Raw genomic sequence first — 15,109 nt, 5'->3', positions numbered from 1 at the left:
GAGCCCCAGCACACGGCCTCGCCATCGCCGTGCCTCGGCGCACTGCCCGGCTCCCGGGTGGCCCGCCCGCCGGCCCAGCGCGCCGTGGGGCCCGGCCATGGGGCTCTGCGGCCGCCCTCACCGGAATGCCGCTGCCGGCGACCCCGCTGCTGCTGTGGGCGCTCTACGGGACGACCGTCACCGGCCAGCGTCCCGCCTTCACCAGCCGGATCGCCACCGAGCCGATGATCCGGTGACCGGCCTGCTCCGAGGCGCCCACGATCACCGCGTCCGCCTTGAGCTCGTCGGCCGCCTTCACCAGCCCGCTGTAAGGGTCGCCGCGGAAGGTGTGGAACTCCCAGCGCACCTCGAATATCCCCTTGACCCGCTCGGCCGCCTCCCGGATGTAGGTGACCAGGTCCTCGGCGATCTCGTCGGTCGTCTCCGCCACCGGCGCCCCGAGCGCCGCCCCGGCGGCCAGCACCGGCTGTACGTACACCACGGCCAGCAGTGCGTGCTGCCGCCGGGCGAGCCCGCCCGCGTACGCCGCGGCACGCAGCGAGGAGTCGGAGCCGTCCACCCCGACCAGGATGACCTTCGGCCCGTCCGTACCTCGCTCGAACTGGTTCGAGGGTGTGTGCGAGTGCTGTTCCGTCACGGTGGCGAGGCTATCGGAATCCCCTGTTCCTGCAGAGCCGTGGGGCGAACGGCGGGTGCCGTGCGGCTGTCGGGTGGGCGGTTGTCGGGCCGGGGCGGTCGTGGGCCCGGCGGGTTGTCGGGCCGGGTGGTGGGGCCTGGCCTGGTCGGGCGGACCGTGGCGGGGGCCGGGCCGCCGTCGGCCGACGGCCCACGTCGGGGCGCCGTTCGGGCAGGCGGCGCAGGGCGGTGTGGGCTTGAGGCCAGGGGTGGCGGTCTGGTGGGGCTTGTGGCCAGGGCTGGGGCGGTCCGGTGGTGGGGCTGGTGGTTCGCCCGCTGAGGTGGCCTCGCGGGGCGCTTGTCGTTCGGGGGTTGGCGCTTGTGGCCGGTGCGATCGGTGCGGGCAGCTCCTGGGTGGCGCGCGTGCGTCGGCTCGGCGGGTGGCATGCCGGGCTGATGGCCTGGCCCCGCCCCCGTCCCGGTGCGGGCGACGCCGGTCTCGCGGGCCGCTCCGGTGCGCGGGACGTCGGTCTCCCGGGCCGTCCGGCCCCCCGCACCCGCCTCTGCGTGCGGGATGCCGGGCTCCCGGAGCGGCCCCTGCGTGCGGGACGTCGGCCGCCCGCAGTCGCGCCCCCGGCGTCCCTGCCGTCTCAGTACAGGGGACGCCGGTCTCCCGGGGGCGCCCCCGGCATCCCCTCGACGGGCGAGCCGCGCGAGCCCTTCCTACAGTCGGAACCATGACCGCCAGCGCGGAGCCCGCCGCACGGAGGGACCCCACGGCCCCGATACGCCCGCCCGCCGGCGGGCGGCTCGGCTGGGTGCCCGAGGCCTTCGCGACGCTCTTCGCCGCGCTCGGCCTGCTGTGCGCCCTGCTCGCGCTCAGCGAACCGCTGCGCGACCTGCTCCGCCCGGTCGTGCACGCCCTCGACCTGCTGCTCCTGCCCATCAGCGCCAACCTGGCCTACGCCGTCTTCCTGTTCCTGCTGGCCGGCGCCACCGCCGCCCGCAAGAAGGTCGCCTGGTGGCTGGTCGTCGTCTATCTCGGCCTGGTGGTCCTCACCGACGCGCTCGGCGTGGGCCTCGGCATGTACGCCGAGTCACTGCCGTCCCTGGTGCTGTGCGGCCTGCTGCTGCTCCTGCTCGTCGTGGCCCGCGGGGAGTTCTACGCCGCCTCCCGCCACGGCGCGGTCTGGCGGGCGCTCGCCGTGCTGCTGGGCGGTCTCGTGGTGGCGATTCTGCTGGGCTGGGGGCTCGTCATGCTGTTCCCGGGCACGCTCCCGGCGAACCAGCACCTGGCCTGGGCGGCCGACCGGGTGTGCGGCGGACTGGTCTCCAGCCGCTCCTTCTCCGGCCACCCGCCCCGCCAGGTCACCTTCGTGCTCGGCCTGCTCGGCGCCCTGGCCCTGCTGAACGCCGCCGCCACACTGTTCCGTTCCCAGCGCCTGGAAGCCGCCCTGCACGGCGACGAGGAGGCCCGGATCCGCGCCCTCCTGGCCGCCTACGGCGATCGGGACTCCCTCGGCTACTTCGCCACCCGCCGCGACAAGGCCGTCGTCTTCTCGCCCAGCGCCAAGGCCGCCGTCACCTACCGCGTCGAGGCCGGCGTCTGCCTGGCCAGCGGCGATCCCGTCGGCGATCCCGAGGCCTGGCCGCACGCCATCGCCGCCTGGCTGGACGTGGCCCGCCGGTACGCCTGGGCGCCCGCCGTGATGGGCGCCTCCGAGGACGGCGCCCGCGCCTACGCCCGCGCCGGACTCGGCGCCCTCCAGCTCGGCGACGAGGCGATCGTGCAGGTGGCCTCCTTCGACCTGGACGGCCGGGACATGCGGGTGACCCGGCAGGCCGTGCACCGCGTCCGCCGTACCGGTGCCACCTGCCGCATCCGCCGGCACGCCACCCTCACCGAACGGGAGATGGAGGAGATCGTCGACAAGGCCGACGCCTGGCGCGACACCGAGACCGAGCGCGGCTTCTCCATGGCCCTGGACCGGCTCGGCGACCCCGCCGACGGAGACTGCCTGCTCGTGGAGGCCCTCGGCGAGGACGGCCGGCTGCTCGCCCTGCTCTCCTTCGTGCCCTGGGGCCGCGACGGCATCTCCCTGGACCTGATGCGCCGTGACCGTGCCGCCCCCAACGGGGTCATGGAGTTCATGGTCGCCGAGCTGTGCGCCGCCGCCCCCAAGCTGGGCATCCGCAGGATGTCGCTGAACTTCGCCGTCTTCCGGTCGGTCTTCGAGGAGGGCGCCCGCATCGGCGCCGGGCCGGTCCTCAGGCTCTGGCGGCGCCTGCTGCTGTTCTTCTCCCGCTGGTGGCAGCTGGAGGCCCTGTACCGCTCCAACGCCAAGTACCACCCGGACTGGTACCCACGGTTCATCTGCTACGGCGACACCGCCGCCCTCGCCCGCATCGGCCTGGCCTCCGGCATCGCCGAAGGCTTCGTCTCCGTACCGTCGTTGCGCAAACTCTGGGGAAAGGGGCACCCGAAGGCCGGGCAGCCGCCCGCCACCACGGCGGGACTGCCTCCGCTGACGGCGCTCGGCCTCGAGGGAGGGGACCAGGCCGGGACCGCCGCACCGGGCGCCGGCCTGCCCGACCAGGTCCGCGTCCGGCACCACAAGCTCGACCGGCTGCGCGCCGACGGCACCGACCCCTACCCGGTCGGCGTCCCCGCCCCCACCCACGCCCTCGCCGACGTGCCCCCCGACGAGGACGTCACCGTCGCCGGACGGCTCATGCTGGTCCGCGACTTCGGCGGCATCGTCTTCGCCGTGCTGCGCGACTGGTCCGGTGACCACCAGATCGCCCTCACCCGCGAGCGCTCGGCCGCCGCCCTCCACCGCTTCACCGCCGGCACCGACATCGGCGACCACATCACCGCCACCGGCCGCACCGGCCTCAGCGACAAGGGCGAACCCACCGTCTTCGTCACCTCCTGGCAGCTCACCGGCAAATGCCTGCGCCCGCTGCCGGACAAACGCCGCGGCCTCACCGACCCCGAGGCGAAGGTCCGCCGCCGCTATCTCGACCTCGCGACCAGCCCCGCCGCCCGCGCCGTGATCCGGGCCCGCTCCGCCGCCGTACAGGCCCTGCGGCAGGGCCTGCTCGACCGCGGCTTCGTCGAGGTCGAGACCCCGATGCTGCAGCAGATCCACGGCGGCGCCAACGCGCGCCCCTTCACCACCCACATCAACGCCTACGACCTCGACCTGTATCTGCGCATCGCCCCCGAGCTGTACCTGAAGCGCCTGTGCGTCGGCGGCCTGGAGAAGGTCTTCGAACTGGGCCGCACCTTCCGCAACGAGGGTGTCTCCTACAAGCACAACCCCGAGTTCACCATGCTGGAGGCGTACCAGGCGTATGCCGACTACGACGTCATGCTCGACCTGACGCGCGAGCTGATCCAGGGCGCGGCGACCGCAGCCTTCGGCTCCCCGGTGGCACGCAAGGGCGGGCAGGAGCACGACATCTCCGGGGAGTGGCCGGTCAGAACGGTCTACGGCGCGATCTCCGAGGCACTGGGGGAGGAGATCGGCCCCGGCACCGAACTGCTGCGGCTGCACCGGCTGTGCGACCGGACTGGAGTGCCGTACACCGCCGACGACGGACCCGGTGACATCGTCCTGGAGATGTACGAGCGGCTCGTCGAGGAGCGCACCCAACTCCCCACCTTCTACCGGGACTTCCCGACCGACGTCTCCCCGCTGACCCGGCAGCACCGCACCGACCCGCGGCTCGCCGAGCGCTGGGACCTCGTCGCCTTCGGCACCGAACTCGGCACCGCCTACTCCGAGTTGACCGACCCGGTCGAGCAGCGCCGGCGGCTCACCGAGCAGTCGCTGCTGGCCGCCGGCGGCGATTCGGAGGCCATGGAGCTGGACGAGGACTTCCTGGAGGCCCTCGAGTACGCGATGCCCCCGACCGGCGGCCTCGGCCTCGGCGTCGACCGGCTGGTGATGTTCCTCACCGGCATGACGATCCGGGAGACCCTGCCGTTCCCGCTGGTGCGCCGCCGCTGAGCGTCCGGTCCCCGGCGGGGGCCGGGAGGCGGTGCACCGGCCCCGGCGCTGGTCCGTCCGGGTGTATTCCCGCCGCCGCACCAGTGTCGTTGTGGTGCGCCGGAGTCCGGTGGGGCGAGTGATGAGTCATGCAGAAGGATCAGTTGCTGACACGGCGCCGGATGCTCCTGGGCGGTGCCGCCGCGCTGGGGGCGGCGGGCGCCGCCGGGGCCGTACTCGCGACTGGCGCCGAGGACGGCGCCGGGACCGCCGCCCCCGCGCCCGGACCACAGGCCCGTCAGGTGCCCAAGTCCTCCGCCTTCCGGCTCCAGCCGCTCACCGGCTACGGACCGCCGCGTGCCGCGCCGCACAGACTGAAGGTCCGCAAGGAGCCCATCCTCCGGATCTCCGGGCGCGGCCGGAGCATGATGCTGACCTTCGACGACGGCCCCAACCCGGACTACACCCCGCACATCCTGGACACCCTCGCCAAGTACGACGTGCGGGCCATGTTCTTCGTGTGCGGCGAGTGCGTCGTCGACAACAGGGAGCTGGTGGTCCGGATGGCCGACGAAGGCCATGTCGTGGGCAACCACACCTGGACGCATCCGCTGCTGACGACCCTCGACCGCAAGCAGATCCGCTCCGAGATGAAGCGCACCAGCGACGTCATCGAGGACACCTACGGCGAGCGCCCGCAGTGGTTCCGCGCGCCCTACGGCGCCTGGAACCGGGCCGCGTTCCAGCTGGGCGCCGAGCTGGGCATGGAGCCGATGGCCTGGACGGTCGACACCACCGACTGGACGGAGCCCGGCACCGGCACCATCGTCGACCGGGTGGAGAGCGGCGCCGCCCCCGGCGTCGTGGTGCTCTCCCACGACGCCGGGGGCGACCGGTCGCAGACCGTCCGCGCGATCCGTGAATGGCTGCCCCATCTCCTCGACTCCGGATACCGGATGACCGTGCCGCCGCGCCGGCGCGTATGACGGTTTCCCGGGTCTTCGCCCGCCCGGCCGCGGTGGCTTCAGTTCACCCCGACCAGACGGGCGAAGACGACGACGTTTCCGTCGTAACCGTTCTTCCTGGAAAAACCACCGCCGCAGGTGATGACCCGCAGTTCCGGTGTTCCCTTCGAGCCGTAGACGCGGTCCCCCGGAAAACCGCTCTTGGAGAAGACCTCGACACCGTAGGTCTCGAACACCGCGGTCTTTCCGTCCTTGCGCAGGACCTCGATCCGGTTTCCCTTCTTCAGGGCCCCGAGCCCGTAGAACACGGCGGGGCCCCGTTGGTTGTCGACGTGCCCGACGATGACGGCGGTCCCCTTCTCGCCGGGGGAGACGGCACCGGTGAACCAGCCCGCCAGGTTGGGATCCTCCGGCGGCGGCGCGGCGACCCAGCCGGCCGCGTCCAGACCGGCGGGCATGACCGGGGCGTTCACCTGGATCGCGGGGATGCGGACCCGGTTGGCGGCCGAGAACCCGAGCGACGTCGGAACCGTGGAGAAGGCGCCCGCGCCGACGCGGCTGTCCGGGGCCGCAGCCGAGGCGGGCTGGGGCGGACCGATGTCGAACTCACCCGAACCATTCCGAATGAGCGCCAGACCGGTCAGCAGGACCAGCGCTATGACGCCCCACGGGGCGCGCCTCCTCCGCCGCTCCTCCTCTTCGGCAAGCCCGGGCAGCCCGTACGCAGACATTCGCCATCCCCTCTCGACGCGGTCTCGCCACGGCCATCGCGCATGGGAAAACGCTAAGTCCCGCGCGTGCGGCGGGCGACGGGACGACTGGCGAACGGGTGGCCCACGGGCCTTTGTGGTGCGCCATCCGAGTTGCCGTCCGGAGAAAATTTCTGACGGTCCGTGACCTGCAGCAATATGCGATTATGTGCTTTTCGCGCGGCCTGTTGGCTCACCAGGACGGACCATTCTCGACATGCGGGCGTGTTCCGCACCCCCGAGGGTCTTCCCGGGAGGTGTTTTCTCGCCGATCGACCGGGGACGGGCCCCGGGCGCCTCCCGCGGAGGAACACATGCGAAACCAACGCGCCCTGGCGGCCGCGTGCGCCGCGGTCGCCGTGCTCGGGCTCGCCGCCCCCGTGTCCGTCGCGGACGGCACGGGCAACGGCGGCAACCTCAACAGGCACCCGGTCTTCAACAACCACGGAAACGTCAACCGTTCGAACGACAACAACGACAATGGGGAGCAGGGGCGCGACGCGGGCCGGGAGGAGGACTCCGGCCCGGGCGACGACAACGGGAGCGGCGGCCGGGGCGGCGACAGCAGCCGTGCCGACGACTTCAGCCGCGGCGGCGACTCCGGCCGGGAGGAAGGCTCCGGCCGGGAGGAGGGCTCCGGCCGGGAGGAGGGCTCCGGCCGGGAGGAGGGTTCCGGCCGGGAGGAGGGTTCCGGCCGGGATGACGACTCCGGTGACCGTGGCGACGGCAGCCTGAGGAACATCGTCTCCAAGCCCGGCGTGCTCCCGGCCGGCGGCCGGCTCGCCGTCAGCGTGGACGGCTGCCACGGCGGCACCATGTCCTCCCGCGCCTTCCCCACCACCGACTTCAACGACTTCCGCGACGAGACCGCCCGCGGCACCACCGAGATCGACCGCGACGCGCCGCCCGGCCGGTACGACATCACCATCCACTGCGGCGGCCGTACCCTGGTCCGCCCGGCCGCGTTCACCGTGCTCGGCGGCGTCCAGGGCGGTGTCGGCGGCAGCAGGTCCAGCGGCGCCACGCCGGCCGACGTGGCCATCGGCGCCGGACTCGTGACCCTGGCGGTCGTCGGGGGCGGCGCGTTCTGGCTGCGCCGCCGGAACGAGAAGCGGACCTGACGCCCCGGTCGCCCGCCGGACGTCGGCACGGCAGTCGCCCCGGTCCCTCGGGGGATCCGGGGCGAAGGCCTGCGGGCGATCGTGCGGTGGGGCGCTAGCCGGTGACCCCCGGGAACATGTTCATGAACGGTTCCGCGGTCACCGCGATGCCCCGGCTGAAGGGGGCGTCGAAGTCCCAGATGAGGAACAGCATGAACGCGATGGTCGCGGAGAACAGGCCCGCCAGGACCAGCTCGCGTCTGGTCCGCCGGATCTGCAGTGCGAACACCATGCCGATGGTGATCAGCGCCCCGGTGAGCAGGCCCCACCACACCACCGCCGGCATGGTGGCCCCGGTGGAGTCGGCACGGTCGTTGCGCGCCTGGTCGGCCGCGGTCATCTGGTCCAGCAGCGGCTGGTAGGCCTGCGCCTCGAAGTCGTTCTTCGGCTGGTAGTCGGTGACGTCCTGGCGGACCTTCTGCAGCAGCTGTGCGCCGCGGTCGGTGACGCGCTCGTCGTGCGACATCGTCCGCCACTCGTGGTGCACGACATAGCTGACATAGGCGTTGACATCGCTGCGCACCTTGTCACGGACGTCCGGCGGATAGACCCGGACCCGCTCCGAGATCTCGTGCAGCGCCTGGGCCTCGGACTGCACATAGTCCTGCGCGGAGCTGTGGGCCTCCCACACGCCCGCGATGGCGAGGCCCAGGACGATGGCGTACACGACACCGATCCACATCGTCATGTACTCGATGACGTCCGGGGTCTCGCTGGGATCCTCGTCCTCGGGGGCACGTTTGTGCCGCACGACGGTGACGACCACCACCACGGCGCAGGCCGCCAGCATCGCGAGGACGAGAACAAGCCAATCCGGCAACGGATACCTCCAGAAGATGAGCGGGCCGGCGCATCAGCGCGGGCGCAGGGCCGCGACGGCGACGATCGCCGGAACGGTGATGAGCAGGACATAGATGACCGGGGTGGTGTGGCCGGGCGCGCGGTGCGCGGCGGGGTGGGGGTGGTACGCCGGATAGCTCACCGGCCTCGCCGAGGGCGGCGGGGAGGCCTTCGGCTTCGGGTCGGGGGCCGGAGTCGGTGCGGGAGGGGGAGGGGGAGGGGGTGTGGGCCGCGGCGCCGGCGGATCCGGGGCGGGCCGGGCCGGCGGCTTCGGTGTTGGCGTCGGCTTCGGCACCGGGCGCGGAGCCGGCTTCGGCTTCGGCGGTGCCGGCTTCGGGGGCGGTGGCGGCGGGCTGGGGGTCGGTGTGGGCGAGGGCGGGGTGGGCATCGGGCAGGGCGGCAGCGTCGGCCAGTGGTCGCCGCCTGCGCGGGCGACCGCCACCGTGCCGCCCGTGCCCGTGGAGGCGTACGCGCAGGCGTCGGCCGAAACGCTGCCGACCGGGCAGCCCACGAGGGTCCAGGTCAGGGTCACCAGCGCCAACACCCGTGCGGCGGGCGCGCATCGGGTCACTTCGGGTCCATGCACGCGACGATCATGGGGGTGCGGAACCAGGTCGTACGCCGTAGTGCGCCCGGATTGCTCCGAAGGGAGGACATAGCGCGATCAATGGTTTGACGCGAAGAACGGCGTGATTGGTGCCCTGCCCACGCCATTGCGGGCTCCCCGCGCCGGCACGCGCGGCGGCACCGGTCACAGGGCCCGGAAAGAATTTCCCGAAGAACTTCCGCTCCCCATTGAACGCTCCGGCCCCCTCGGTGCGTACCCATGGCCGTGCGGCGGCGCGGCAGAGCGCTGCAACATCCAGGCATATATGGGGAGTTGGACATGAAGACCTCCTGGCGGACCGCCTCACTGGTGGCCACAGCCGCTGCGGTGCTGGCGCTGACGACGGCGTGCGGTCAGGACAACAGCACCACCCCGGCATCGGCGGCCCAGAACGTCGGGGCCACCGCGCCCGCGGGCAGCCCGACCACCGGTGCCGGGGTCGGCACCGGATCGGGCAACGGTTACGGCGCCGACGGCAACCAGAGCTCCAGCTCCCCGACCGCGGCCGCCCCCGCGGGCAAGCTCACCGTGGCCACCAACCCCGACCTGGGCAGCGTGCTGACCGACGGCGCCGGCCTCACCCTCTACCGGTTCGACAAGGACACCGCCAACCCGCCCAAGTCGAACTGCGCCGGCGACTGCGCCACCACCTGGCCGCCCGTGCCCGCCGGCGACGCCACGGCCGGAGCCGGCATCGACAAGGCGCTGCTCGGCGAGGTCACCCGCGCCGACGGCACCAAGCAGCTCACCATCGGCGGCTGGCCCGCCTACCGCTACGCCAAGGACGTCAACGCCGGAGACGTCAACGGCCAGGGCGTGGGCGGCAAGTGGTTCGCGCTGGCCCCGAACGGGAAGAAGGCCTCCCTGGCCGCCCTGCCCGGTCTCTCCGTCCGCAAGGACCCCAAGCTCGGCGACATCATCGTCGACAAGCACGGCATGACGGTCTACCGCTTCCTCAAGGACAAGGCCTGGCCGAAGTCCGTCTCCAACTGCACCGGAGCCTGCCTGCAGAAGTGGCCGGCCGTCGGCATCGTCAAGCCCGGGGACACCCAGGGCGTCAAGAAGAAGGGCCTGATGGGCTTCACCCGTCCCGACGGTGTGCAGCAGATGACGGTCAACTGCTGGCCGATCTACACCTTCTCCGGGGACAAGGCACCCGGAGACACCAACGGTCAGGGCGTGGGCGGCACCTGGTACGCCGTCTCGCCCGACGGCAAGCCGGTCGGCGCGCCGGGCAACTAGATCACCTCCCCAGGGTCGATCGCCCCGCCCGGCCCGGAGCGCCACCGAAGGTCCGCCCCCTCCGCACCGCACGGAGGGGGCGGACCGCTTTGTGCGCCGGAATCCGTCACACAGCGGTGCCATACGGGCACTTGCCGCAGGCAGTGGCGGGGAACGGACGGTCAATTTCCGGTTTGGGTCGCTCCTTCGCCGGGCGATCAGTAGCCTCAGCTCGAACACCGGATCGCCTGTCCCTGTCGTCCACCCTTGGAGTGATACATGGAGCGCCCCGCCTGGGCCCCACGGAGCATCGACATCACGGTGCCGAGCGTCTCGCGGATCTACGACTACTACCTGGGCGGCTCGCACAACTTCGAGGTGGACCGGGAAGCGGCCCGCAAGGCGATGGAGTTCATGCCGGGCCTGCCGAAGATCATGCAGGCCAACCGGGCGTTCATGCGGCGTGCCGTGCGGTTCGCCGCCGGGGAGGGCATCACCCAGTTCCTCGACATAGGCTCCGGCATCCCGACCTTCGGCAACGTCCACGAGGTGGCCCAGGCGGCCGTACCGGGCGCCCACGTGGTCTACGTCGACCACGACCCGGTTGCCGTCGCGCACAGCCAGGCGGTGCTGGCCGAAAACGCCACCGCGGACGTCGTCGCCGCGGACCTGCGCAAGCCCCAGGAGATCCTCTCCAGCCCCCAGGTGGAGCGGCTGATCGACCGGAACCGCCCGGTCGCCCTCCTCCTCGTTGCCATACTGCACTTCGTGGAAGACGCGGACGACCCCTACGGTGCGGTGGCCGAACTGCGCGACGCGCTCGCGCCCGGCAGCCTGCTGATCCTCACCCATGCCTCGTACGAGGGAATCCCGGTGCCTGCCGAGCGGGCCGAGGGCGCGGTGGACGTATACAAGGACATTCGCAATCCGCTCATCATGCGCTCGCGCGACGAGATCGCGCGGTTCTTCGAGGGGTACGACATGGTGGAACCGGGACTGGTGCCGATGCCGGACTGGCGGCCGGAGTCGGCGCCGGAGGACGAGGATCCGTTCGCCTTCTCCGGGTTCGCCGGCGTGGGGCGTACGGCGTGAGCGCCGAGCCGGACGGGCCGGAGGACAGACTGCGCCGGTTCACGACGATCTGGAGCCGGGCGGTCTACCCGGTGACCTCCACGTCGCTGACCCGAGCCGAGTTCGAGGAACAACTGCTTCCGCTCGCACGCCGGTTGAGCGAGCTGCTGCGGGCACACGGCTTCGACGCGGACGGTGCGAAGGGGGTCGGCGCCGCCCTGGTCGGCGCGCACTGCACCGACCCCGAGGCGCTGACCCGGACCCTGGACTGCGTGGACGCCTACCTGGTGCTGTACTGCGCCGGGGACGGCCCCCAGGACGAACCGCGCCTGCGCTGCTCGCGGTTGCAGCACGCGATGGCCGCCGGATACGCCGGGGCGCTGCGCGAACGCACCCTCGCCGAGCAGGAGTCCATCGCCCAGGCCGCGCTCAGGGCCCAGGGCGTGGTCGCCCAGGCGCTGCACGCCAGCGAGGCCCGCTTCCGCGCGGTCTTCGAGGGCGCCGCCATAGGGATCGGCATCGCCGACCTCGACGGCAACGTCCTGCAGGTCAACGAGGCGCTGCTGCGCATGTTCGGCCAGTCCGACCACGCCCTGCGCGGCCGCCGCGTCCAGGACTGGGTGCACCCCGAGGACGCGCCGCAGACCTGGAAGCTGTACGACGAGCTCGTCCGCGGCGACCGCGAGCACTACCACCTCGAAAAGGCCTTCAACCGCCCCGACGGCACGGTGCTGTGGACCAACCTGACGGTCTCCCTGCTGCGCGACGCCGACGGGGATCCGCAGTACCAGCTCGCGCTCATGGAGGACACCACCGAGCGCCGGCTGCTCAACCTCCGGCTGCGCTACGAGGCCACCCACGACGCGCTCACCGGCCTGCCCAACCGCTCGCTGTTCTTCGAGCGCCTGGAGAAGGCGCTGAACGCGGGCGAGGGCCAGCGCTTCGGCCTGTGCTACCTCGACCTGGACGGCTTCAAGACCGTCAACGACAGCCTCGGACACGCGGCCGGCGACCGGCTGCTGGTGGAGGTCGCCGACCGGCTCCAGTCCTGTGCGACCGCGCCCGGGGAGATGGTCGCCCGGCTCGGCGGCGACGAGTTCGTGGCCCTGACCACCGGTCCCGGCACCGAGCGCAAGGTCGACGAGCTCGCCGAGCGCATCATGAACGCCCTCGTCACGCCGGTCAGCATCGACGGCCGTGACCTGCTGGTGCGCGGCAGCCTGGGCATCGTCGAGGGCCCGGCGGGCGAGCGCACGGCGGCGGAGGTCCTGCGGAGCGCCGACATCACCATGTACCGGGCCAAGTCCGCGGGCGGCAACCGCTCCGAACTCGCCGACCCGGAGGCGGACGCCCGCGCGATCACCCGCCACGGCCTGACGACGGCCCTGCCCACGGCCCTGGAACGCGGCGAGTTCTTCATCGAGTACCAGCCGCTCGTCCACCTCGGTGACGGCAGCGTGCGCGGCGCCGAGGCCCTGGTGCGCTGGCTGCACCCGCAGCACGGCGTCCTCGGCCCCGACCGCTTCATCCCGCTCGCCGAGCACACCGGCCTGATCGTCCCGCTCGGCCGCTGGGTCCTGGAGGAGTCCATCCGCCAGGCCCGCGCCTGGCGAGAACGCCATGGCGAGGAGACCACCGCCGGGCCCCTGCGCATCAACGTCAACCTGTCGCCGTGCCAGCTCAGCCATCCCGGCCTGGTCCAGGACACCGTCGACATCCTGGAACGCGCGGGTGTCGCCCCGGACGCCCTGTGCCTGGAGGTCACCGAGTCCGCGCTCATCGGCGCCGACGACGACCTGCTCAAGCCCCTGCACCGGCTGGCCGAGATGGGCGTCGACATCGCCCTGGACGACTTCGGCACCGGCTACTCCAACCTCGCCAACCTGCGCCGCCTGCCGGTGCGCATCCTCAAACTGGACCGCTCCTTCACGCGGGGCATGCAGCAGTTCCCCGCCGACCCCGTCGACCTGAAGATCGTCGAAGGGATCGTCTCGCTCGCCCACAGCCTGGACCTGGCGGTCACCGTCGAGGGTGTGGAAACCGGCGCCCAGGCCGAACAGCTCCGGATACTGGGCTGCGACACGGCCCAGGGCTGGTACTACGCCCGCCCGGGCCCACCGGACCGCCTGCACGACCTGGCCCTGGTGGACGCGACCGGCTGATACGGGGGTGGGGGGCTCAGCCCCCCACCGGGGCGCGGACTGTGGCCGTCACCGCTCGAGAAGCATCCGCTGCAGCTCCCGCGCAGCCCGCGGCGGCGCCACGTCACTCCGGTGAGCCAGTGCGATGGCGCGCTGCAACCCGGGCCGGGCCAGCGGAGTCACCCTGAGCCCCTGCCCGGACCGCGTGGCGACCATCCGCGGCACCACGGCGATCCCCAACCCCGCCCGGACGAACCCCAACACCGCATCCATCTCGCCCCCTTCGACCGCGAACTCCGGCTCGAACCCGGCGGAACGGCACGCCGCCACGGTCAGCTCCCGCAGGTCGTAGCCGTGCCGGAACATCACCAGCCGCTCGCCCTCCAGATCGGCGATGCGCACCACCCGCCCGCCCCGCCCGGGAGCCGGCGCCTCGGGTGAGGACACCACCACCAACTCCTCGCGCAGCAGCTCCACCGTGGTGAGCGCCGGAGACGGAGTCGGCAGGGGCAGGACGACCAGCGCAAGATCCAGGGCGCCGCGCGCCAGCTCCCGCACCAGGTCGTGCGAGCCGCCCTCCTCGATCAGCAGCTGGATGCCGGGATAGCGGTCGTGGAAGGCGCGCAGCACATCCGGCAGCAGGCCCGTGCACAGACTCGGGGTCGCCCCCAGACGTACCCGGCCCCGGCGCAGCTGCACCAGCTCCTGCACCTCGTACCGGGCCGTGTCCGCGTCGGCCAGGATCCGCCGGGCCAGCGGCAGCAGCGCCTCACCGGCGTCGGTGAGCGTGATGTTGCCCCGGGCGCGCAGGAACAGATCCGCGCCCAGCTCCCGTTCCAGCGCCTTGATCTGCTGCGACAGCGACGGCTGGGCGACATGCACCAGCTCGGCGGCGCGGGTGAAGTGCCGGGTCTCGGCGACGGCGACGAAGTACTGGAGCTGCTGGAACTGCATCCTGCAAGGATAGCTCGTGCCTATGGAAACAAGCTGGTCCATGTCTTGGACTGATCGGGACCATCGGCCCTAGCGTTCTGGCCATGGCTCTGGCAACGCGGACGGACCGACGGCCGTCCATGGCGCGCACGATGTGGGACTCCACCGTCGGCAAGAAGACCGTGATGGCCGTCAGCGGCCTGATCATGCTGCTGTACCTGGTCGCGCACATGATCGGCAACCTGAAGATCTACTTCGGGGCGGGCGAGTTCAACCACTACGCCCACTGGCTGCGCACCATCGGCGAACCCTTCATGCACTACGAGTGGACGCTCTGGCTCATCCGGATCGTCCTCGTCGTCGCCGTGGTCGCCCACGCCACCTCCGCGTACCAGCTCAGCCGCCGCGACATCAGGGCGCGGCCCAGCAAGTACGTGCACAGCAGGCCCCGGGCGAGCTACGCCACCCGCACCATGCGCTGGGGCGGGATCATCCTCGGCCTGTTCCTCGTCTGGCACATCCTGGACCTGACCACCGGCACCGTGCACTCCGGCGGCTTCCAGGAGGGCCACCCGTACCAGAACGTGGTCGACACCTTCTCCACCTGGTACGGCGACGTCATCTACATCGTCGCGATGCTCGCGCTCGGCCTGCACATCCGGCACGGCTTCTGGAGCGCCGCACAGACCCTCGGCGTCGGCAGCCGCGCCCGCGACCGCGCCCTGAAGACCGTCGCCAACGTCCTCGCGCTGCTGCTCACGGCGGGCTTCATCGCCGTACCCGTGGGCGTCATGACCGGAGTGGTGAGCTGA

Annotated in this window: 12 protein-coding genes; 7 read left to right on the top strand and 5 right to left on the bottom strand. The window is 72.2% G+C overall.

What is annotated here, in order from left to right:
- Positions 1-163 precede the first annotated feature (163 nt).
- Positions 164-637 (bottom strand): universal stress protein, encoded by a 474-nt coding sequence (locus tag ABT288_RS21065; protein ID WP_351609829.1) that lies wholly within the window; start codon positions 635-637, stop codon positions 164-166.
- A 715-nt stretch (positions 638-1,352) separates the two neighbouring features.
- On the opposite strand from ABT288_RS21065, the gene lysX reads away from it, so the two are divergent.
- Together lysX and ABT288_RS21055 are read left to right on the top strand one after the other, a co-directional pair.
- On the top strand, positions 1,353-4,631 hold the full coding sequence (lysX, locus tag ABT288_RS21060) for a bifunctional lysylphosphatidylglycerol synthetase/lysine--tRNA ligase LysX (protein ID WP_351609827.1): 3,279 nt from the start codon (positions 1,353-1,355) through the stop codon (positions 4,629-4,631).
- 128 nt (positions 4,632-4,759) lie between these two features.
- Positions 4,760-5,596, top strand: coding sequence for a polysaccharide deacetylase family protein (locus tag ABT288_RS21055; protein WP_351609824.1), 837 nt, complete (start codon positions 4,760-4,762; stop codon positions 5,594-5,596).
- A 38-nt stretch (positions 5,597-5,634) separates the two neighbouring features.
- Here ABT288_RS21055 and ABT288_RS21050 read toward each other — a convergent pair whose 3' ends face one another.
- Positions 5,635-6,306: a class F sortase gene (locus ABT288_RS21050; RefSeq protein ID WP_351609822.1), complete on the bottom strand. Its 672-nt coding sequence runs from the start codon at positions 6,304-6,306 to the stop codon at positions 5,635-5,637.
- A gap of 332 nt (positions 6,307-6,638) precedes the next feature.
- Between ABT288_RS21050 and ABT288_RS21045 the strand changes: the two genes are divergently transcribed.
- Positions 6,639-7,445 (top strand): hypothetical protein, encoded by an 807-nt coding sequence (locus tag ABT288_RS21045; protein ID WP_351609819.1) that lies wholly within the window; start codon positions 6,639-6,641, stop codon positions 7,443-7,445.
- Between the two features lie 94 nt (positions 7,446-7,539).
- Here the strand turns inward: ABT288_RS21045 and ABT288_RS21040 are convergent, their stop codons facing one another.
- Together ABT288_RS21040 and ABT288_RS21035 are read right to left on the bottom strand one after the other, a co-directional pair.
- Positions 7,540-8,304 carry a bestrophin-like domain gene (locus ABT288_RS21040; RefSeq protein WP_351609816.1) on the bottom strand — a complete coding sequence of 255 codons (765 nt, stop codon included), beginning with the start codon at positions 8,302-8,304 and terminating at the stop codon, positions 7,540-7,542.
- A gap of 33 nt (positions 8,305-8,337) precedes the next feature.
- Entirely contained in the window at positions 8,338-8,910 is a 573-nt protein-coding gene (locus ABT288_RS21035; protein ID WP_351609813.1) for a hypothetical protein, read from the bottom strand.
- Positions 8,911-9,210: 300 nt separating this feature from the next.
- On the opposite strand from ABT288_RS21035, the gene ABT288_RS21030 reads away from it, so the two are divergent.
- From ABT288_RS21030 to ABT288_RS21020, 3 genes are all read left to right on the top strand, one after another.
- Positions 9,211-10,173 (top strand): SCO0930 family lipoprotein, encoded by a 963-nt coding sequence (locus ABT288_RS21030; protein ID WP_351609810.1) that lies wholly within the window; start codon positions 9,211-9,213, stop codon positions 10,171-10,173.
- A 258-nt stretch (positions 10,174-10,431) separates the two neighbouring features.
- Positions 10,432-11,244, top strand: coding sequence for an SAM-dependent methyltransferase (locus ABT288_RS21025; protein ID WP_351609807.1), 813 nt, complete (start codon positions 10,432-10,434; stop codon positions 11,242-11,244).
- Positions 11,241-13,385 carry a putative bifunctional diguanylate cyclase/phosphodiesterase gene (locus ABT288_RS21020; RefSeq protein ID WP_351609804.1) on the top strand — a complete coding sequence of 715 codons (2,145 nt, stop codon included), beginning with the start codon at positions 11,241-11,243 and terminating at the stop codon, positions 13,383-13,385. Before ABT288_RS21025 ends, ABT288_RS21020 begins: the two co-directional genes overlap by 4 nt.
- Before the next feature lie 48 nt (positions 13,386-13,433).
- On the opposite strand, the gene ABT288_RS21015 is transcribed toward ABT288_RS21020, so the two are convergent.
- The gene (locus tag ABT288_RS21015; protein WP_351609802.1) at positions 13,434-14,318 is read right to left on the bottom strand and encodes a LysR family transcriptional regulator; all 885 of its coding nucleotides are present in this window, start codon (positions 14,316-14,318) and stop codon (positions 13,434-13,436) included.
- Between the two features lie 119 nt (positions 14,319-14,437).
- On the opposite strand from ABT288_RS21015, the gene ABT288_RS21010 reads away from it, so the two are divergent.
- Positions 14,438-15,109 (top strand): succinate dehydrogenase, encoded by a 672-nt coding sequence (locus ABT288_RS21010; protein WP_351609844.1) that lies wholly within the window; start codon positions 14,438-14,440, stop codon positions 15,107-15,109.

Source organism: Streptomyces sp. NPDC001093 (genome assembly GCF_040298985.1).
GTDB lineage: Bacteria > Actinomycetota > Actinomycetes > Streptomycetales > Streptomycetaceae > Streptomyces.
This window is presented reverse-complemented; position numbering and strand designations above follow the sequence as displayed.